The sequence below is a fragment of the Variovorax soli NBRC 106424 genome, assembly GCF_001591385.1.
Taxonomy (GTDB): Bacteria; Pseudomonadota; Gammaproteobacteria; order Burkholderiales; family Burkholderiaceae_C; genus Variovorax; species Variovorax soli.
In genome coordinates, this window is the sequence record NZ_BCUU01000073.1 from 1 (window position 1) to 18,861 (window position 18,861).

At 69.4% G+C, this 18,861-nt stretch carries 18 protein-coding genes; 12 read left to right on the forward strand and 6 right to left on the reverse strand.

What is annotated here, in order from left to right; all coding sequences use genetic code 11:
• Window positions 1-123 precede the first annotated feature (123 nt).
• Genes recJ through VSO01S_RS18940 form a run of 3 tightly spaced genes read left to right on the forward strand, consistent with a single transcriptional unit; the run spans window position 124 to window position 2,740 of the window.
• Window positions 124-1,947, forward strand: a complete 1,824-nt coding sequence (gene recJ, locus VSO01S_RS18930; protein WP_068644361.1) for a single-stranded-DNA-specific exonuclease RecJ — start codon at window positions 124-126, stop codon at window positions 1,945-1,947.
• The gene (locus VSO01S_RS26820; RefSeq protein WP_218002363.1) at window positions 1,944-2,294 is read left to right on the forward strand and encodes an MliC family protein; all 351 of its coding nucleotides are present in this window, start codon (window positions 1,944-1,946) and stop codon (window positions 2,292-2,294) included. The genes recJ and VSO01S_RS26820 overlap by 4 nt, the downstream gene beginning before the upstream one ends.
• Complete coding sequence (locus VSO01S_RS18940; RefSeq protein WP_153305316.1) at window positions 2,291-2,740, forward strand: hypothetical protein; 450 nt, start codon at window positions 2,291-2,293, stop codon at window positions 2,738-2,740. The genes VSO01S_RS26820 and VSO01S_RS18940 overlap by 4 nt, the downstream gene beginning before the upstream one ends.
• Before the next feature lie 31 nt (window positions 2,741-2,771).
• On the opposite strand, the gene VSO01S_RS18945 is transcribed toward VSO01S_RS18940, so the two are convergent.
• The 4 genes from VSO01S_RS18945 to VSO01S_RS18960 form a co-directional block, all read right to left on the reverse strand.
• The gene (locus tag VSO01S_RS18945) at window positions 2,772-3,671 is read right to left on the reverse strand and encodes an NAD(P)-dependent oxidoreductase (RefSeq protein ID WP_068644364.1); all 900 of its coding nucleotides are present in this window, start codon (window positions 3,669-3,671) and stop codon (window positions 2,772-2,774) included.
• Window positions 3,672-3,771: 100 nt separating this feature from the next.
• Entirely contained in the window at window positions 3,772-4,476 is a 705-nt protein-coding gene (locus VSO01S_RS18950; RefSeq protein WP_153305317.1) for a PA4824 family protein, read from the reverse strand.
• Between the two features lie 46 nt (window positions 4,477-4,522).
• The gene (locus tag VSO01S_RS18955) at window positions 4,523-5,524 is read right to left on the reverse strand and encodes a response regulator transcription factor (protein WP_068644366.1); all 1,002 of its coding nucleotides are present in this window, start codon (window positions 5,522-5,524) and stop codon (window positions 4,523-4,525) included.
• Window positions 5,521-8,967 (reverse strand): hybrid sensor histidine kinase/response regulator, encoded by a 3,447-nt coding sequence (locus tag VSO01S_RS18960; protein WP_068644367.1) that lies wholly within the window; start codon window positions 8,965-8,967, stop codon window positions 5,521-5,523. Before VSO01S_RS18960 ends, VSO01S_RS18955 begins: the two co-directional genes overlap by 4 nt.
• 87 nt (window positions 8,968-9,054) lie before the next feature.
• On the opposite strand from VSO01S_RS18960, the gene VSO01S_RS18965 reads away from it, so the two are divergent.
• From VSO01S_RS18965 to VSO01S_RS18980, 4 genes are read left to right on the forward strand one after another with little or no spacing between them, the layout of a single operon-like run.
• Window positions 9,055-9,357, forward strand: a complete 303-nt coding sequence (locus VSO01S_RS18965) for an urease subunit gamma (protein ID WP_068644368.1) — start codon at window positions 9,055-9,057, stop codon at window positions 9,355-9,357.
• 29 nt (window positions 9,358-9,386) lie between these two features.
• On the forward strand, window positions 9,387-9,989 hold the full coding sequence (locus VSO01S_RS18970) for a HupE/UreJ family protein (RefSeq protein ID WP_068644369.1): 603 nt from the start codon (window positions 9,387-9,389) through the stop codon (window positions 9,987-9,989).
• 14 nt (window positions 9,990-10,003) lie between these two features.
• Entirely contained in the window at window positions 10,004-10,309 is a 306-nt protein-coding gene (locus VSO01S_RS18975) for an urease subunit beta (protein WP_068644370.1), read from the forward strand.
• A 2-nt stretch (window positions 10,310-10,311) separates the two neighbouring features.
• A complete protein-coding gene (locus VSO01S_RS18980; RefSeq protein WP_068644371.1) occupies window positions 10,312-12,030 on the forward strand; it encodes an urease subunit alpha in 1,719 nt (572 codons plus the stop codon).
• Window positions 12,031-12,032: 2 nt separating this feature from the next.
• Here the strand turns inward: VSO01S_RS18980 and VSO01S_RS18985 are convergent, their stop codons facing one another.
• The gene (locus VSO01S_RS18985; protein ID WP_068644372.1) at window positions 12,033-12,224 is read right to left on the reverse strand and encodes a hypothetical protein; all 192 of its coding nucleotides are present in this window, start codon (window positions 12,222-12,224) and stop codon (window positions 12,033-12,035) included.
• Between the two features lie 64 nt (window positions 12,225-12,288).
• Between VSO01S_RS18985 and ureE the strand changes: the two genes are divergently transcribed.
• From ureE to VSO01S_RS19010, 5 genes are all read left to right on the forward strand, one after another.
• Window positions 12,289-12,927, forward strand: a complete 639-nt coding sequence (gene ureE / locus VSO01S_RS18990) for an urease accessory protein UreE (protein ID WP_068644373.1) — start codon at window positions 12,289-12,291, stop codon at window positions 12,925-12,927.
• Window positions 12,927-13,610 (forward strand): urease accessory protein UreF, encoded by a 684-nt coding sequence (locus VSO01S_RS18995; protein ID WP_068644374.1) that lies wholly within the window; start codon window positions 12,927-12,929, stop codon window positions 13,608-13,610. Before ureE ends, VSO01S_RS18995 begins: the two co-directional genes overlap by 1 nt.
• Before the next feature lie 27 nt (window positions 13,611-13,637).
• On the forward strand, window positions 13,638-14,285 hold the full coding sequence (gene ureG, locus VSO01S_RS19000; protein WP_068644375.1) for an urease accessory protein UreG: 648 nt from the start codon (window positions 13,638-13,640) through the stop codon (window positions 14,283-14,285).
• Between the two features lie 124 nt (window positions 14,286-14,409).
• A complete protein-coding gene (locus VSO01S_RS19005) occupies window positions 14,410-14,964 on the forward strand; it encodes a hypothetical protein (RefSeq protein ID WP_068644376.1) in 555 nt (184 codons plus the stop codon).
• 10 nt (window positions 14,965-14,974) lie between these two features.
• Window positions 14,975-15,649: a class I SAM-dependent methyltransferase gene (locus VSO01S_RS19010; RefSeq protein ID WP_068644377.1), complete on the forward strand. Its 675-nt coding sequence runs from the start codon at window positions 14,975-14,977 to the stop codon at window positions 15,647-15,649.
• On the opposite strand, the gene VSO01S_RS19015 is transcribed toward VSO01S_RS19010, so the two are convergent.
• Window positions 15,644-18,811: an ATP-binding protein gene (locus VSO01S_RS19015; RefSeq protein ID WP_084241965.1), complete on the reverse strand. Its 3,168-nt coding sequence runs from the start codon at window positions 18,809-18,811 to the stop codon at window positions 15,644-15,646. The genes VSO01S_RS19010 and VSO01S_RS19015 overlap by 6 nt on opposite strands.
• Window positions 18,812-18,861 lie beyond the last annotated feature (50 nt).

Genomic DNA, 18,861 nt, shown 5'->3' on the forward strand with positions numbered 1-18,861 from the left:
CCTCACGCTGTGCGGCAACCGCGCGGCGCGCAGCTTCACGGCGCGCGAGGGCGGCGGCCTCGCATCCATGGCACGGCGGCTCTTCGAGCGCACGCCGTCGGCTGCAGAAGTACTGGGCACGCTATGAAGATCACCGCCCGCAACATTCCGCCGCGCAGCGCCTGGGCGCTCGAGCAGGCCGGCGTGCATCCCCTGCTGGCGCGCCTGTTCGCCGCACGCGGCGTGTGCGCCAAGGACGAACTGGACGACGGCCTGGCCCGGCTGCTGCCGCCCGCCACCCTGCACGGCACGCGCGAGGCCGCCGTGCTGCTGGCCGATGCCATCCAGGCCGACAAACGCCTGTGCATCGTGGCCGACTACGACTGCGACGGCGCCACCGCCTGTGCCGTGGGCCTGCGCGGCCTCCGGCGCCTGGGCGCCCGGCATGTGAGCTACCTGGTGCCGGACCGCGTGGCGGACGGCTACGGTCTCACGCCGAGCATCGCCCAACGCGTGGCCGACACCGGCGCCGACGTGCTCATCACCGTGGACAACGGCATCGCCAGCGTGGACGGCGTGGCGGCGGCCAAGGCACTGGGCCTGGCGGTGCTGGTCACCGACCATCACCTGCCCGGCCCCGAACTGCCCGCCGCCGACGTGCTGGTCAACCCGAACCAGCCCTGCTGCGGATTCGAGAGCAAGAGCATCGCCGGCGTCGGCGTCATGTTCTATGTGCTGATGGCCTTGCGCTCGGAACTGCGCGAGCGCGGTGTGTTCGAATTGCGGCCCGCCGCCGGGCCGCCCCAAGGCGGGCCAGCCCCCTCGGGGGGCAGCGAACCTCGCGAAGCGGGGAGCGTGGGGGTCATGCCGCAGCCTAAGCTCGACGACCTGCTGCCGCTGGTGGCGCTGGGCACCGTGGCCGACGTGGTGCGGCTCGATGCCAACAACCGCCGCCTGGTGGCCCAGGGCCTGCGCCGCATCCGCGCCGGTGCCATGCCGGCCGGCCTCTCGGCGCTGTTCAAGGCCGCGGGCCGCAATGCCGCGGCGGCCACCACCTTCGACTTCGGCTTTGCGCTGGGGCCGCGCATCAATGCCGCGGGCCGCCTGGCCGACATGACGCTGGGCATCGAATGCCTGGCGACCGACGACGCGGCCCGCGCCGAAGAACTGGCGCGCATGCTCGACGACATCAACCGCGAGCGGCGCGGCATCGAGGGCGAGATGCGCGAACACGCCCTGCGCGTGGCTGAATCGCTCTTTGCAGCGGGACAGACGCCGCCAGCCGCCATCACCGTCTTCAACGCCGACTTTCATGAAGGCGTGGTGGGCATCGTGGCCTCGCGCATCAAGGATCGCTTTCACCGGCCCACCTTCGTCTTTGCCGCCAGCGGCGCCGAAGGAAAGGAGAACGAGCTGAAGGGCTCCGGCCGCTCCATTGCCGGTTTCCATTTGCGCGACGCGCTGGACCTGGTGGCCAAGCGCCACCCGGGCGTGCTGCTGCGCTTCGGCGGCCATGCCATGGCGGCCGGCTGCACCGTGGCGCGCGAGCGCCTGGCCGACTTCCAGGCCGCGCTGGCCGAGGTGGCGGCCGAATGGCTGGATGCGGCCACGCTCACCCGCCGGCTCGACACCGACGGGCCGCTGGCGCCCGAGTACCTGCGCATCGACCTGGTCGACACGCTGCAGCGCGAAGTGTGGGGCCAGGGCTTTGCGCCGCCCACCTTCAGCGAGGAACTGGAAGTGCTGTCCCAGCGGCTGGTGGGGGAAAAGCACCTGGCGCTCAAGTTGCGCCATCATGGGCGGCCGGTGGACGGCATCTGGTTCGGCCACACCGAGCCGCTGCCGCAGCGCGCGCTGCTGGCCTTCCGGCTGGAGGCCGACGAATGGCAAGGCGTGCGGCGCGTGCGCCTGATGATCGAGGGCGCCGAGCTGCCCGTCGACGCGACCCGACAAGGAGAAAAAGCATGAGAAGAAGACACCCGTTCGCCTGGGCATGGATGGCCATGGCCGCCGCCGTGCTGGCCGGCTGCACGACCGCGTCGCCCGACGGCCAGAGCTCGTCGGCGCCGCAAGGCCCGCCCATCCACTTCAGCTGCAGCGACGGCTCGAAGCTGACCGCGCGCTACAGCCAGCCCGACACCCGCACCCTGTGGCTGCGCCGTGCCGACGGCGTGGCGGAGCTGAAGTCGCAACCGGCCGCCAGCGGCTCGCGCTACGAGGGCTCCGACGTGAGCTTCTGGGAGCACCAGGGCGAGGTGCAATTGCGCTGGGGCCCCTACGCTGCGCCGTTGCGCTGCGTGCGCGCCACCGCTTGAATCACGCCGACAAGCAGCAGGAAAAGAAAGGATTGATGGCCATGGCCGTGGGCTGGTACTCGATGCTGAAGATGGTCCCCTGGGCCGACGTGATCAGCAATGCTCCGCAGATCGCGGATGCCGCCAAGAAGCTGTGGGGCAACGTGGCGAAGAAGGGGCCGACCGGGCCGGGCGACGCCGAAACGACCGAGGCCGCCCTGATGGCCCGTTCGCCCGCCGACCAGCTGGTCGAGCTGCAGGCACGCGTGGACGAATGCGAGGCCGCCGTGACCGAGCTGCACGCGCAGATGGTGGCCTCCACCAAGCTGATCGAAACGCTGGCCAGCCAGAACACGCTGCTGGTCAGCCGCGTGGAGGCCAACCGCGTGCTGATGCGCTGGCTGGTCGGCGTGGTCCTGGTGCTGGCCGTGGCGGTCGTGGCCCTGTGGTGGGGCCGCGCCGCCTGACCAAACTCGCTGCGCCTGCCGCCGGCGCGGCTCAGCGCGCGCCGTCGCCCGCCTTGGCCAGCAGTGACACCAGCTCCGGCACCAGCGTGTCGGGCGAGCCTTGCGCCACGGCGCGCTCGTAGGTCGCCTGCACGCCCTCGGCAATGGCGCGGGCCGCGCCGCTGTCCTGGGCCATCTGCGTGTAGTAGCCCAGGTCCTTCAGTGCATTGCTCATGGCAAAGCGCAGGCCGCTGGCGTCGCGCGCCAGCAGGTAGGGCTTGAGGCGCTCCAGCGCCACGCCGCCGCCGCCGCCCTTGGCCAGCACGTCCACCAGCACCTCGGGCGCCACCTGGGCCCGCTCGGCATGCGCGGCCGCCTCCGCCACCAGGGCCACGGTGCCCAGCGACACGTAGTTGTGCAGCAGCTTCATGCGGTGGCCGCTGCCCACCGGGCCGCACAAGGTGATGTTCTCCGCAAAGCAGGCCAGCAGCGGCCGCACCTGCTCGAACAGCGCCGGCTCCGCGCCCACCAGCAGGTTGAGCCGACCTTCGGCCGCTTCCTTGGGCGTGCGCGTCATGGCCGAATCCATGAAGCGGCCGCCGGCCTGCGCCACGCGCTGCGCCAGGCGCTCGGTCGACGCGGGAATGGCGGTCGACAAGTCGATGACCACCGTGCCGGGCCGCAGGCCCAGCAAGGCGCCGTCCTTCTCGCCCAGCAGCACGGCCTCCACCTGCGGGCTGCCGGTGACGCACAGCAGCAGCAGGTCGACCTGCGCCGCCAGCTCGTTCGGCCGCTGCGCCGTGCGCACGCCGGCGGCGCGCAGGCTGTCCAGCGGCTGGTTGCCCGCATGCTCCAGCACCGTGAGCGAATGCCCGTGCTTGAGGATGTTGACGGCAATGCCATGGCCCATCAGGCCGACGCCGATCAGGCCGACGTTCAATGTCTTGTTCATGGGGGAGGATGGCTCCGGAAGGCTCATTCGCTTGTCTCGCTGTGACGTTTGGCTTGAAAGCCGCATTGTCGTCGCCGCGAGCCGGTCGCGCAGGCGCTTCTCAGCGGCTGCCGCGCAGATCGAAGACCTGGTTGAGGCCCAGCGTGTACACCGTCTCGCCGGCGCCCAGGCCGAGCCGGGCCACGCTGGCATCGATGCTGGTCTGCGGCGCCAGCTGCCAGCTGAAGCCCACCCGTGTACCCCATTGCGAGAACGAGCGATTGCGCTCCGCGATGAGCGCCAGCTCGGGCCGCACATTCCATTGAAGCTGCAAGCCCCCGCGCGAGGTGCGCGTGCCGTCGCCCGGCAGCCAGTCCGCACCCAGGTTGGCGTTGAAGGCCAGCGGCTCCAGGGCTTGCCAGGTGAGCGCCACCAGGCCCTGCCCGCCCCAGCGCCCGCCACCGCGCACGTCCTTTTGCGCGCCGGCCGACACGGCCGCGGAAAGCGGCGCATTCGCTTCGCGGCCGAAGAAGGTCCACTTGGCCTGCGGGCCCAGCAGGTCGGCCTTCGCGCCACCGCGCACGGCATCCATGTTGAGCCCCAGCTCCACCATGCCCACGCCGCAGGCCGGCCCCACGTGGGCCAGGTTGGTGTTGCTGCGGCGGCCATGGCTGTCCCACAGCTCCAGCTGGCACTGGCCTGCATCCAGCGTGCCGGCATCGTCCACCTCGAAGTGGCCGCCGGCACGCGCCGCCGCCGTAACGGCCAGGCAGGCCAATGCAGCCGGCCACCGGGCCCTCCAGATCTGGACGCTCGTTCTTTTCATTGACCGCCGATCATGCGCCCGCGTCAAGGCGCCGGCATGACCGGCTTCAGATCTCGGCGCCCGGCATCAGCTCGCGAATGCGCTTGATGGCAACCGCCGCCGCCGCCGTGCGCGTCTCCACGCCCAGCTTCACGTACACCCGCTCCAGGTGCTTCTTGGCCGTGGCTGGGCTGCTGCCGATGATCTCGCCGATGTCGCGGTTGGTCTTGCCCTTGGCCACCCAGTACAGCACCTCGGCCTCGCGCGGCGTGAGCCCCAGCGACAGGCTCATGGTTTCGATGACGGCGGTGTCCGACGCCTCGCGCATGATGATGAGCCACTCGTCGCCGCCATCGTCGTGGCCGGTCTGCTGGTGCAGGCGCAGGCTCAGGCGCTGGCGGCCCTGCTCGATCACCAGCGGCGGCGGCTCGATCTGGCGCTGCTGCGCATCGGGCAGGTGGCGGCGCAGCCAGTCGATCACCGGCGCAGGCGCCTCGGGCGCCTGCGTGCCGCAATAGCGCGCCAGCAGTTCGCGCGCCAGCGCGGTCTGCCAGATGATCCGGCCTTCCGGCCAGCGCACGGTGGCGCTGGCATAGCCGAAAGCATCGAGCGCATTGCGTGCCTGCCCCGCCTGGCGCGCCTGCTGCCTGGCCAGCCGGGCCCCCTGCAGGTGCACGTTCATGCGCGCCAGCACTTCCTTGGGCTTGATCGGCTTGGTGACGTAGTCCACCCCGCCGGCTTCCAGCGCCGCCACCAGGTGCTCGGTCTCGGTCAGGCCGGTCATGAAGATGATGGGGATGTGCGCGGTGGCGGCGTCGGCCTTCAGGCGGCGGGCAACCTCGAAACCGTCCAGCCCCGGCATCACCGCATCCAGCAGCACCACGTCGGGCCGGGCCTGCGCCGCGCGGGCCAGGGCCTGCTCGCCGTTGGTCGCCACCAGCACCGTGTAGCCCGATTCGTCCAGCGCATCGTGCAGCACCGCCAGGTTGTCGGGCACGTCGTCGACGATGAGCACCAGGTCGCCCGTGCCGGCCGCGGCATCGCGCAGATTGTGGACGAGGGAGTTCATTCGAGTTCCGCCAATGACCGGGCCAGCGCGTCCAGTTGGAACTGCCGCGCCATCGCGCGCTGCTTGTCGGCCCACGGGCCGCACTCGGGCTGCAGGCGCTCGATCTGGTCGAGCTGGTTCATGATGCCGCGCAGGTAGCCCAGGCTCACCGCTTCTTCCAGCAGGCGGATCTGCTCGGCCCGGGGGCGCACCAGCGGCGCATCCTGCGGCCTCGGTTCGTCGTGCGCGGGCTCGCTGGTCCAGCGCAGCTGCAGGCGCTGTTCCAGCCAGTCGAGCAGCTCGCTGTGGCGCACCGGCTTCACCAGGAAGTCCTCGGGCGTGATGCCCACGTCGTTCTCCAGCCGCTTGTCGAAGGCATTGGCCGAGACGATGGCCACCGACGTGCCTGCCAGGCCCAGCTTGCGCGCGCGGCGGATGGTCTCCCAGCCGTCGATGCCGGGCATGGCCAGGTCGACGAACAGGGCGTCGGGCTTCAGCCCGGCGGCAATGAGGTCGAGCGCATCGTGGCCGCTGGCCGCCGTGCGTAGGTCGAAGCCCAGCGGCACCAGCAGGTCCGTGAGCAGCTGGCGGTCGGCCTCTTCGTTGTCGACCACCAGCACGCGCCGGCGCGGGCCTTCGTAGCCGCGGCGGGCGACAGTCAGCCGCGGGCTTGCCGGCAGCGCACGCTCGGCGCCGGCGGGCTCGTGCACCCGCGGCAGGAACAGCCGCACCTTGAAAATCGTCCCGCTGCCGGGCGTGCTCTGCACCGACATCTCGCCGCCCATCAGGTCGGTCAGCATCTTGGCAATGGTCAGCCCCAGCCCCGCGCCGGTGGTCGACTGCCCGGCGCTCGCGCCGCGCGCAAAGGGCTCGAACACGCGCTCGATCTCCTGCGTGGACATGCCCGGTCCGGTGTCCTCGATCTCCAGCGCGGCGAATTCGCGCGCGTAGCGGATGCGCCAGCTCACCCGGCCGCGCGCGGTGAACTTGATGGCATTGCCCAAGAGATTGATCAGGATCTGCCGTACCCGCTTCTCGTCGGCGCGCACCACATCGGGCAGGTGGCCGGCGGGCTCGTAGCGGAAGGCCAGGCCCTTCTCCGAGGCCTGCAGCTCGAACATGTCGGCCAGCTCCTGCATGGCGTCGGCGAAGCGCATGGGCCGCGCGCTCAGGCTGAGCTTGCCGGCCTCGATGTGGGCGATGTCCAGCGTGCCCTCGATGAGCGACAGCAGATGCTCGCCGCCGCGCTTGATCACCGCCACGGCCTGGCGCCGGTGCGGCGGCACGGCCGCGTCTTCGCCCATGAGCTGGGCATAGCCCAGGATGCTGTTGAGCGGCGTGCGCAACTCGTGGCTGATGGCGCTGATGTAGCGGCTCTTGGCCTGGTTGGCGGCCTCGGCGCTCTGCTTGGCCGCCTGCAGCGCGCGGTCGGTTTCGCGGTGCAGCTCGATCTCGCGCATGAGCAGGTGCGTCTGCCGGTTGGATTCCTCCTGCGCCACCTTGCGGCTCTGGTGCGCCAGCACCAGCCACCAGGCCACGATGCCGGCAATGACCAGCAGCGCCATGTAGGCCTTGAGGAAGGCGGAGCGCAAGGCCGACTGCACCTCGCCCGCGGCATTGGCATCGGCCAGTGCGCGCAGCTCCTGCTGGTAGAGCACGCCGAACACCGCCGCCAGCAGCGGCACGATCACCAGGGCCAGCAGCACGAAGTGGCCCAGGCCCGTGTCCAGGTAGCGCCAGCTGCGCCTGGGCAGCACCCAGCGCAGCACGGCAGACCATTGCGAAGCCAGGCTTGCCTGCGGCTTGCACAGGTCGCCACAGCGCGCATCGAGCGTGCAGCACAGCGAGCAGATCGGCCCCTGGTAGGCGGGGCAATGGGCCATGTCGGGTCCTTCGTACTCGCGATCGCAGATCACGCAGCGGCGGGTTTCCATGCGCTGGTAGCGATGCTGCTCCTCTGCGGGGCGTGCGAGGTAGTACTTGCCGCGCGTCGCCCAGGCGATGAGCGGCGCCGCGACAAAGGCCGTGCCCAGCGCGATGAGCGCCGAGAACGCCTGCGCCAGCGGGCCGAACACGCCCAGGTGCGCCGTGATCGACAGCCCCGAGGCCAGCGCCATCGCGCCCACGCCCACCGGATTGATGTCCCACAGGTGCGCCCGCTTGAACTCCACCCCCGGCGGCGACAGCCCCAGCGGTTTGTTGACGACCAGGTCGGCCACCACCGCCATCATCCAGGCGATGGCGATGTTGGCGTACAGGCCCAGCACGTCGCCCAGCGCCTCGAACACGTTCATCTCCATCAGCATGAAGGCGATGAGCGTGTTGAACACCACCCACACCACGCGGCCCGGGTGGCTGTGCGTCACGCGCGAGAAGAAGTTGCTCCAGGCCAGGCTGCCGGCATAGGCGTTGGTCACGTTGATCTTGAGCTGCGAGATCACCACGAAGAGCGCCGTGGCCCACACCGCCCACGCGAAGTTGGGAAAGACGTATTCGTAGGCCGCCAGGTACATCTGGTTGGGGTCCACCGCGCGCTCCGGCGGCACCATGTGCGAGATGGCCAGGTAGGCCAGCAGCGCGCCGCCCAGCATTTTGGCCACGCCAAGCACCACCCAGCCGGGCCCGCCGGCCAGCACGCCCAGCCACCAGCGGCGGCGGTTCGCGGCGGTGCGCGCGGGCATGAAGCGCAGGTAGTCGGCCTGCTCGCCCATCTGCGTGATGAGCGCGATGCCCACCGTGAGCGCGGCACCAAAAAGGGGAAGCTGGAATTCCGGTGAAGCACTCTTCGCCCCGAAGTAGTGCGTGATGCCAGCGAACGCACCAGGATCGCGCATCAGCACAAAGGCAAAAGGCACCACGAGCATCAGCAGCCAGATGGGCTGCGTCCACAGTTGCAGCCGGCTGATGGCCGACACGCCGTGCGTCACCAGCGGAATGACCACCAGCGCGCACACCAGGTAGCCCCAGGCCGGCGGAATGCCCAGCGCCAGCTCCAGCGCGTAGGCCATCACCGCGGCCTCCAGCGCGAAGAAGATGAAGGTGAAGGACGCGTAGATGAGCGAGGTGATGGTCGAGCCGATGTAGCCGAAGCCCGCGCCGCGGCTGAGCAGGTCCATGTCGACGCCGTAGCGCGCCGCATAGACGCTGATGGGCAGGCCGGCGAGGAAGATGATGAGCCCCGTGCACACGATGGCCCAGAAGGCGTTGATAAACCCGTACTGCACCAGCAGCGTGGCGCCCACCGCCTCCAGGATCAGGAAGGAGGCCGCGCCGAAGGCCGTGTTGGCCACCCGGAACGCAGACCACTTCCTGAAGCGCTGGGGCGTGTAGCGCAGGGCGTAGTCCTCCAGCGTCTCGCTGGCCACCCAGCTGTTGTAGTCGCGGCGGATCTTGACGATGCGCTGCGGCGCCTCGGACGCGCCCGGGGCGGGATCTGCGACAACAGGGGAAGGCGGCGGGTTCACGGGGCTGTACGGTGCAACTGTCGTGCCGGAACGCGTGCAAGGCACGATCGTTGCAAGCCGGTGGGGCTGACGACAAGATCCAGCCCCATGGAACTCACACCCCGAGAAAAAGACAAGCTCCTGATCTTCACCGCCGCCCTGTTGGCCGAGCGCCGCCGGGCCCGCGGGCTCAAGCTCAACTACCCCGAGGCCGTCGCGACGATTTCCGCGGCCGTGATGGAGGGCGCACGCGACGGCAAGAGCGTGGCCCAGCTCATGAGCGAGGGCCGCACGGTGCTCACCCGCGCCGACGTGATGGACGGCGTGGCCGAGATGATTCCCGACATCCAGGTGGAAGCCACCTTCCCCGACGGCACCAAGCTGGTCACCGTCCACCAGCCCATCGTCTGAACATGCCACAACAAGAAGGAAGAAGCCTCATGCGCCGAGCCGCACTCAAGACCCTGGCCCTTGCCACTCTCGCCCTGCCCCTGGCCGCGCTGGCCCACACCGGCGCCGATGCCGGCGTGCACCACCATGGCCTGCTCGCCGGCTTCATGCATCCGCTGACCGGCGCCGACCACCTGGCGGCCATGGTCGCCGTGGGCCTGTGGAGCGCATTGGCCGCGCGCCGCGCCTGGCCCGACCTGCTGTGGGCGCCGCTGGCCTTTGCCGGCATGCTGCTGGCGGGTGCGCTCATGGGCCTGGCCGGCCTGCAGCTGCCGGCGGTGGAGCCGATGATTGCCGCCTCGCTGCTGGTGCTGGGCCTGCTGGTGGCCACGCGTGCGCATCTGCCGGCAGGCGTGGCCGTCTCTGTCGTGGGCCTTTTCGCCGTCTTCCACGGCGTGGCGCATGGCCGGGAACTGGCGGGCACGCAGGATGTGGCCATCACCCTGGCCGGCATGGTCGCCGCCACCTTGCTGCTGCACACCGCGGGCATCGTCGTCGGCTGGGCGCTGCGCCATGCCAATGCCTGGCTGCCCCGGATCGCCGGCGCCGGCGTGGTGGCCCTGGGCGCAGCGCTGCTGGCGCAGGCCGCCTGAGGCACGACCCGATCATGATTCCCGGCGAACTCATCACCGACGACGGCGAGCACACCCTCAACCGCGGCCGCCGCACCATCACGCTCGTCGTGCAGAACACGGCCGACCGGCCGATCCAGGTCGGCTCGCACTACCACTTCGCCGAGACCAACGGCGCGCTCGGCTTCGACCGGGAAGCGGCGCGTGGCATGCGGCTGAACATTGCATCGGGCACCGCGGTGCGCTTCGAGCCGGGCCAGCAGCGCACGGTGGAGCTGTGCGACTTTGGCGGCGAACGCACGGTGTACGGCTTTCGCGGCCTTGTGCAAGGAAAACTCTGAACATGGCCACCATTGGAAGACGTGCCTACGCCGAAATCTTCGGCCCCACCGTGGGCGACCGCCTGCGCCTGGCCGACACCGACCTGGTGATCGAGGTCGAGGAGGACTACACCCTGCGCGCCGGCGGCTACGGCGAAGAGGTGAAGTTCGGCGGCGGCAAGACCATCCGCGACGGCATGGCCCAGGGCCAGCGCACCCGCGCCCAGGGCACCGTCGACACCGTGATGACCAACGCCCTCATCCTCGACCACTGGGGCATCGTCAAGGCCGATATCGGCCTGCGCGACGGGCGCATCGTGGCCATCGGCAAGGCCGGCAACCCCGACGTGCAGCCGGGCGTGGACATCGTCATCGGCCCCGGTACCGAGGTCATCAGCTGCGAAGGCAACATCGTCACCGCCGGCGGCATCGACAGCCACATCCACTTCATCTGTCCGCAGCAGATCGAGGAGGCGCTGGCCTCGGGCGTGACCACCATGCTCGGCGGCGGCACCGGCCCCGCCACCGGCACCTTCGCCACCACCTGCACACCCGGCCCGTGGCACATCGAGCGCATGCTGCAGGCGGCCGATGCATTCCCGATGAACCTGGGCTTCCTGGGCAAGGGCAATGCGAGCCTGCCCGATGCGCTGCACGAGCAGATCGACGCGGGCGTGATGGGCCTGAAGCTGCACGAGGACTGGGGCACCACGCCCTCGGCCATCAGCAACTGCCTGGACGTGGCCGATGCCACCGACACGCAGGTGGCGATCCACTCCGACACGCTCAACGAGTCGGGCTTCGTGGAGAACACCATTGCCGCCGTGGGCGGGCGCGCCATCTGCGCCTTCCACACCGAGGGTGCGGGCGGCGGCCATGCGCCCGACATTCTTCGCGTGGTGGGCGAGGCGAACTTCCTGCCCTCCTCCACCAACCCCACCATGCCCTACACGGTGAACACGCTGGACGAGCATGTGGACATGCTCATGGTGTGCCACCACCTGGACGCCGGCATTGCCGAGGACCTGGCCTTTGCCGAGAGCCGCATCCGCAAGGAGACCATCGCGGCCGAGGACATCCTGCACGACATGGGCGCCATCAGCATGATGAGCAGCGACAGCCAGGCCATGGGCCGGGTCGGCGAAATCATCATCCGCACCTGGCAGACCGCGCACAAGATGAAGCTGCAGCGCGGCAAGCTGCCCGAGGACAACGAGCGCAACGACAACTTCCGCGCCAGACGCTACGTGGCCAAGTACACCATCAACCCGGCCATCGCCCACGGCATCGCCCATGAAGTGGGCAGCGTCGAGGTGGGCAAGTGGGCCGACCTGGTGGTGTGGAAGCCGGCCTTCTTCGGCGTCAAGCCCTTCGCCATCATCAAGGGCGGCAGCATCGCCATGGCGGCCATGGGCGATCCCAATGCCTCCATTCCCACGCCGCAGCCGGTGCACTACCGGCCCATGTTCGGTGCCTTCGGCGGATCGCTGGCCAAGAGCTCGCTCACCTTTGTCTCGCAGGCAGGCTTGGCCGCCGGCATCGGCGAACGCTACGGCTTGCGCAAGACGCTCTCGGCAGTGCGCGGCATCCGCGGCGTGCGCAAGAAGGACATGGTGCACAACGGCCTGGCGCCGAAGATGGAGATCGACGCGCAGACCTATGCGGTGCGCGCCGACGGGCAGCTGCTGACCTGCGAGCCGGCGACGCTGCTGCCGATGGCGCAGCGGTATTTCCTGTTTTGAGCCTAAGCGGAGCCCTGGGCGCTACCTGCCTCAAGCGCGGACGGGCTCTCATCTCTCTTGAGCACGAATCCCTCGACACCCCGGTCCTCCAGCTTCAGCGTGTCGCCAAGCCGCCACCCACTCTTCTGTATCAATTCATCCGGCAAGAGCAAAGCAGTTTCGTTGTCGAACTCGACCAGTTTGGTGACATACATTGAAGGCTCCCTTGATCCACTTGTTCCGCTGTATTGTGGACGGATCAGCTCTGAACGAATAGCCATGCTCACCGCCAACAAACTCATGCCGCAAGGCAAAGGCCTTGCCTCCGTCCTCATCAAGCGCGCCGCCACCGTCGAACTGGACTGGGACGTGCGCCAGAAGAGCCGCTTCGACGCCACCGATTCGCAGGGGCGCAGCATCGGCGTCTTCCTGCCGCGCGGCACCGCCGTGCGCGGGGGCGACGTGCTGGTGGCGGAGGACGGCTCGCTCATCCGCGTGATCGCCGCACCGCAGCCGGTGCTGCGCATCACGCATTGCAGCGACCACGGCACGCCCTTCGACCTGACGCGCGCGGCCTACCACCTGGGCAACCGGCATGTGCCCATCGAGCTCAAGCCCGACCACCTGAAGATCGAGCCGGACCATGTGCTGGCCGACATGCTGCGCGCCATGCACCTGATCGTGGTGCAGGTGGAAGAAGCCTTCGAGCCCGAGGGCGGCGCCTATGGGTCGCACGGTCACGGCCATGGTGGGCACGACCACGGCCACTCGCATGGCGGCGGCAGCAACAAGGCCAGGCCGCTCGTGCTGGCACCTGAACTGCTCGACGCGCACGACGAGCACCACGCGCATTCGCACGGCCACGCCGACGAGGCGCACGGCCACGATCACCATCCGCACGGCGGCCACTCCCACTGATGCCCGAGAACGAGGCGAGCGCGTCCAGCCTGCTCCAGCTCATCTGGCTGGCCTCCCCGGCCCTGCCGGTGGGCGGCTTCTCCTATTCCGAAGGGCTGGAGGCGGCGGTCGAACTCGCCGGGGTGAACACCGAGCAGGCCGCCGCCGATTGGCTGGCCGACCAGCTGCACCTGAGCCTGGCGCGCGGCGACCTGGCCGTGGTGGCCCAAGCCATGGCCGCCTGGCAGGCCGGCGACCGCGAACGCATCGCCCAGCTCAACGCCTGGATCCTGCACACGCGCGAGAGCGCGGAGTTCGTCCTGCAGACGGTGCAGATGGGCCACTCCTTCGTCGAATGGCTCAAGCTGCACCATGCCGACGCGGCCGGCATCTTCGGCAACGGGCCGGTGGGCTACCCGCTGGCCTTCGCCTTTGCGGCGCAGCGTGCCGGCGCCACGGTGCGCGATGGCTGCCTGGCCTTTGCCTTCGGCTGGGCCGAGAACATGGTGGGCGCCGCCGTCAAGGCGGTGCCGCTGGGCCAGAGCGCCGGCCAGCGCATGCTGGGGCGCCTGGCCGCCGAGATTCCCGATGCGGTGCAGCGGGCGATGGCCTTGTCCGATGATGAGCGCCAGGCTTTTTCGCCCATGCTGGCCGTGCTCTCGGCCCAGCACGAAACCCAGTATTCCCGGCTCTTCAGGAGCTGACTTTTATTTCAATCCGGATCCGCCCCCATGAGCGCCGCACTGCACCACATTCCCAACCGCACCAAGAAACTGCCGCCGCTGCGCGTGGGCATCGGCGGACCGGTGGGCTCCGGCAAGACCACCCTGCTCGAGATGCTGTGCAAGCGCATGCGCGAGAAGTGGGACCTGGTGGCCATCACCAACGACATCTACACCAAGGAAGACCAGCGCCTGCTGACGGTGGCCGGCGCGCTGCCGGCCGAGCGCATCATGGGCGTGGAAACCGGCGGCTGCCCGCACACCGCCATCCGCGAAGACGCGTCGATCAACCTCGAGGCCATCGACCGCATGCTGGCCCAGTTCCCCGAGGCCGATGTGGTGTTCGTCGAGAGCGGCGGCGACAACCTGGCCGCCACCTTCAGCCCCGAGCTGTCGGACCTGACCATCTACGTGATCGACGTGGCCGCCGGCGAGAAGATTCCGCGCAAGGGCGGGCCCGGCATCACCAAGAGCGACCTGTTCGTCATCAACAAGACCGACCTGGCGCCGTACGTGGGTGCCGACCTGCGCGTGATGGAAAGCGACACCCAGCGCATGCGAAAGAGCCGCCCCTACGTGATGACCAACCTCAAGACGCAGACGGGGCTGGACGAGGTGATCCGCTTCATCGAGGAGCGAGGGATGCTGGGAGCCTAGAGCCCATCCGGACCCGAACCCGGCGCACCCAAAGTCGTTGCACATCTTGTTACACGGAAGTATGCTGACGAAAGTTTTGCTTTTGTCTTCACAAACTTTCTAACTCTCGGCCGGAGGGGTTGCAATGGGCATGCTGATGGGCGATGACGACGCCTATGTGGGGGGTCTTCTCGAAACACTGAACCTGAGCTTCGGGAGCTATCCCGACGCCTTGCCCGGACCGGCCGACGAGCGCCTGGTCGCCAACGAAAGCAAGATGGGCCTCGGAACCAGCGGCATCCGCGAGATCCAGGCGATCCAGGCCGAGTTCAAGGTCTTCGACGTCAACCGGCCCTTGGTCGAAAGCCTGCGCGCGCTCGGCGTGGGCGGCCTGTGGAACCCGCACATCAAGCGCAAGTGGTACATGGCGCTGCGCCGGCTGGACCACTACCCTTCCAACTTCCAGAGCCTGAGCGGCGGCAAGGCCATTGCCCAGGCGCTGGCCGATCACCTGCAGGCGGCCAATCCGGACCCGGTGCACTTCACCGCGCACGATGCCCGAGGCGCCGGCGGGGCGCAGGTGCTGATCACGCCCAAGGATCGTCCTGTGTTCTACCTCGACCAGGATTTCCTGACGGTGTCCATTCCGCTCACGCCGCGCCAGGCGGGAGCAGCCGCCGCGACGACGACCACACCCTGAGCGAGGGGCCATGACCTCGGACGGAACCGGCAACGACGCTTCGTCCGAGGGCATGCTCGCCGACGTCGAGCGCTACTACAGCGCCAAGGTGCGCCGCCACGGCCCCACCGCCCTGGGCGTGGACTGGAACTCGTCCATGAGCCAGCGGCTGCGCTTCGTGCAGTTGCTCAAGGTGGTGGACTGGCGCGCGCCTTCCGTTCGCCTGCACGACCTGGGCTGCGGCTACGGCGCACTGCTCGAACACCTGGACGATCGCCATGCCCAGGCACCGCTCGAATACGTCGGCACCGACCTGTCGGCACCGATGATCGAGCACGCGCGGCAGCTGTGGGCCACGCATGCCCATGCCCGCTTCGAACTCGCCTCGCCGCGCATGCCGGAGGCCGACTACACCGTGGCCAGCGGCATCTTCAATATCTGCCTGGACCACCCGCGCAGCGACTGGGAGCCGTACGTGGCGGCTACGCTGGACCGGATCCATGCCGCCAGCCTGCGCGGCTTCGCCGTCAACTTCATGCACCCGCGGACTCTGATCGAGCGGCCCGACATCGCAGGCCAGGTGTACACGGCCGAGCCCGCGCAATGGCTCGGCTACTGCACCGACCATCTGCAGTGCGACGTGCAATGCCTGAAGAACTACGGCCTGAACGAGTTCACGCTGCTGGCCACGCGCGCGCCCTCATGAACTGCCGCAAGGCGCGGGCGCATCCATGTCGCGCAGCGGGGCGAAGTGGATGTCGACGCCGGTGCGGCGGATAAGGTCCTCGGCCCGGCTCAGGTGGTCCGAAGCCTCGTCGGGCGCCTCGGCCACGGCAGCCAGCACCAGGTAGGCGCGGCACTCGGGCAGGCGCGTGGCGCGCGCGCGGGCAATCTCCACGGTCTCGCGCGCCACCCGGGCCGCGGCTTCGTGCTGGCCCAGCGCCAGGTGGCACTCGCACACGCTGGCCAGCAGTTCGGTCTCGTACTCCATGGCCACGCGCGAGGCACGCAGCAAGTCCAGGCTCGCGCCGTAGGCCACCAGCGCCGCGGCGAAGTCGCCGGCAATGCCGTGCGACAAGCCCTGTGCCGCCAGCGCGAACATGCGCAGGTAGGGGTTGGGCTGCTGCTGCGCGATCAGCGCCACCTGCAGCGCGTGCCCCTGGGCGCGGCTGGTGTCCGTGCGGGTCAGTGCAATCTCGAGCGACCCCATGTGCGCGATGAAGCGGACGGTGGGGTCCAGGTCGCCATGCGGAATCGACAGCATCTTCTCGAAGCAGTCCTGTGCTTCGTCCAGCCGGCCCATGCGGGCCAGGATGCGCCCGCGCAGGTTGAGCGCCCAGTATTCGGTCCGGTAGCCGAGAAACTGCGCGCCCGCATCGGCGCCGCCGATATCGGCCAGGGCCGCATCGCTGGCCGCCAGGGCCTCACGCAGCAGGCCCGCCCATCCGTAGGCCTGTGAGAGCGCGGTGTTGAGGATGGCGCGGCGTCCGGTGGGATCGCTTCCGGCGGCAATGTCCAGCGCCTGCTGCATGCAGTCGACATAGAAGTCGGCCGAGCCTCCGCTGGCGATGTGGTTGCGCCCCTCCAGGAACAGCAGCATCGGAACCATGCGCTCGTCGTGCCGGCGAGCCCATGCCAGCGCCTCGTCGAGCAGCGGCTTGACCTGTTCGACCGGAATGCCTTCGCGCCACGCCAGCAATGCGATCTGCGTGCTGGCACGGCTGCGCAGCACGCCGATCTCCCGCTCATCGGGCTGCTCGAGCAGCAGCTCGCGCACATGCTGCCAGTTGCGCAGCGCCTGCGCGGTGTCGGTGCCGCTGATCCACACGGCAGCGCGCCCCAGCGAACGTGCCGCTTCCAGCAGCAGGCCCGCGGCTTCGTAGTGGAAAGCCACCAGGCCAGCAAACTCGTCGCCCACGTTTTCGTAGAAGGACTCCATGGCGCGAGCCACTTCGGCATGCAGGGGCTTGCGCTTGCGCTTGAGCTGCGTCTGGTAGGCCACCTCCTGGATCAAGGGGTGCCGGAAGCTGTAGAGGTCGAAATTGACGCGCGAGGGCGTGGCGAGGAATTCGGCGGCGCACAGCGCATCCAGGCGCCGGCGCAACTCCACCGGCGAAATGCCGATCACAAACTGCAGTACGCCCAGCGGAAAGTCCTTGCCCACGATGGCGCACAGTTGCAGCAGGGACTTGGCCGCGTCGTCCAGCTGGTCGATGCGGCCCCCGATCACGGCCTGCAAGGTCGCGGGCAGCGGCGCATCGTTCGCATCCACGCCCAGTTCCACACCCAGTTGGCGCTGCGAGGGTGAGCCGACCAACGTGCCATCCGCCACCAGCGCGCGCACCATCTCTTCGGCAAAGAAGGGATTGCCGCCGCTTCGCTGCGCGATGCGAAGCGCCAGCCCGTGTGTCTCGGGGCGCTCGCCGATGAGCTGCTCGACCAGGGCGACCATGTCCTCCTGCAGCAGCTCGCTCACCGCGATCTCGCTGAACGAATCGCGCGCCATCCACGGGGCCCGGCAGCCCGGCCGGTAGTTGACGGCCAGCAGGGTCGGCGTGTCCGCCACCGAATCGACCAGGGCGGCGAAGAACTCCGCGCTGGCCTCGTCCATCCAGTGCAGGTCCTCGATGAGGATGACCGTGGGCTGGCGGGTGACGACATGGCGCACCATGCCCCCCACCAGCGCAAGAAGCCGGCTGCGCCGCGCCTTGGCGCTCAGCCCCTGGGTGGCGCCGGTGTCGTCCGCCACGCCCAGGAATTCGTTCACGAGCGCACGGTCCTGCGGCGAATCGACGCCCATGGCCTGCACCAGGGCGGCAACGCGCCAGCGGACGGCGGCTGCATCATCCCCCGGCGCCACGCGGATGACAGCGGAACGCAGGAACTCCAGCACCGGCTGCAGCGGCGTCGCGTGGCCGTAGAGCTGGGCGCGGGCTTCCAGCACCGGCACCTGCCGCCGCCGGCATTCGTCGGCAAACTCGGCGCACAGGCGGCTCTTGCCGCTGCCGGGCGCACCGACGATGCCGACGATGCGGCTGCGCCCCGCTTGCGCCGCGCGCTGCGCTTCGTTCAGCCGGGCCATTTCTGCGGCCCGCCCCCGCAGCACGGTCTGCCCGGCGCGCAGCGCGGATTCCCGCGAAGCGCCGCCCTGGGGGCCGACCAGGCGATGAAGCCGCACCGGCGCATCGAAGCCTTGCGCCTGCCGGATGCCGACCAGTTCGGCGTCGTACTGCGATGCGGCCAGCGCCAGGCTTTCACCGGTCATGAAGGTGGTGCCGGCGTCCGCCATCGACACCACCCGGTTGGCCAGGTGGATGGCCACGCCGTGCAGCAGCAGGTCGCGTTCGATGCCTTCGGCGCGGGTCAGGATCGCCACTTCGCCGGAGTGCATGCCAATGCGCAGCCGGATGCCCTCGAACTCGGCCACTGCGGCATGCAGCGCCAGGGCCGTCTCGCAGGCCAGGACAGCGTGGCCCTCGTGCGCTTGCGGCGCGCCGAAAAGCGCCATCAGGCCGTCCCCCAGCGTGCGGCCGATGGTGCCGCCGTGCCGCACCACCGCCTGGGCCATGGAGGCCACCACCGGCGCCAGGAACTGCAGGCTCTGCTCAGCGTCCATGTCGGCGATGAGCCGGGTGGAGCTGACGATGTCGGCAAAGAGCACGGTGGCGTGCTTGATCTCGGCTTCGTCCGACGCCGTGCCCAGCGGGCGCGGCCGTTGCGCCGGGGTGCCGCAGGCGCCGCAGAAGCGGGCATCCGGCGGCATGCGCTCGCCACAGCTGCTGCACGAAAGCTGCAGCGCACGCCCGCAACCGAAGCAATAGCGGTTGCCGGGGGGATTCAAGGTCGCGCAGTGAAGACAGGCCCTCATCGACTGCGCAGCAAGGTAATCACGGCATGGCTCTTCATGGCACCCCGAAG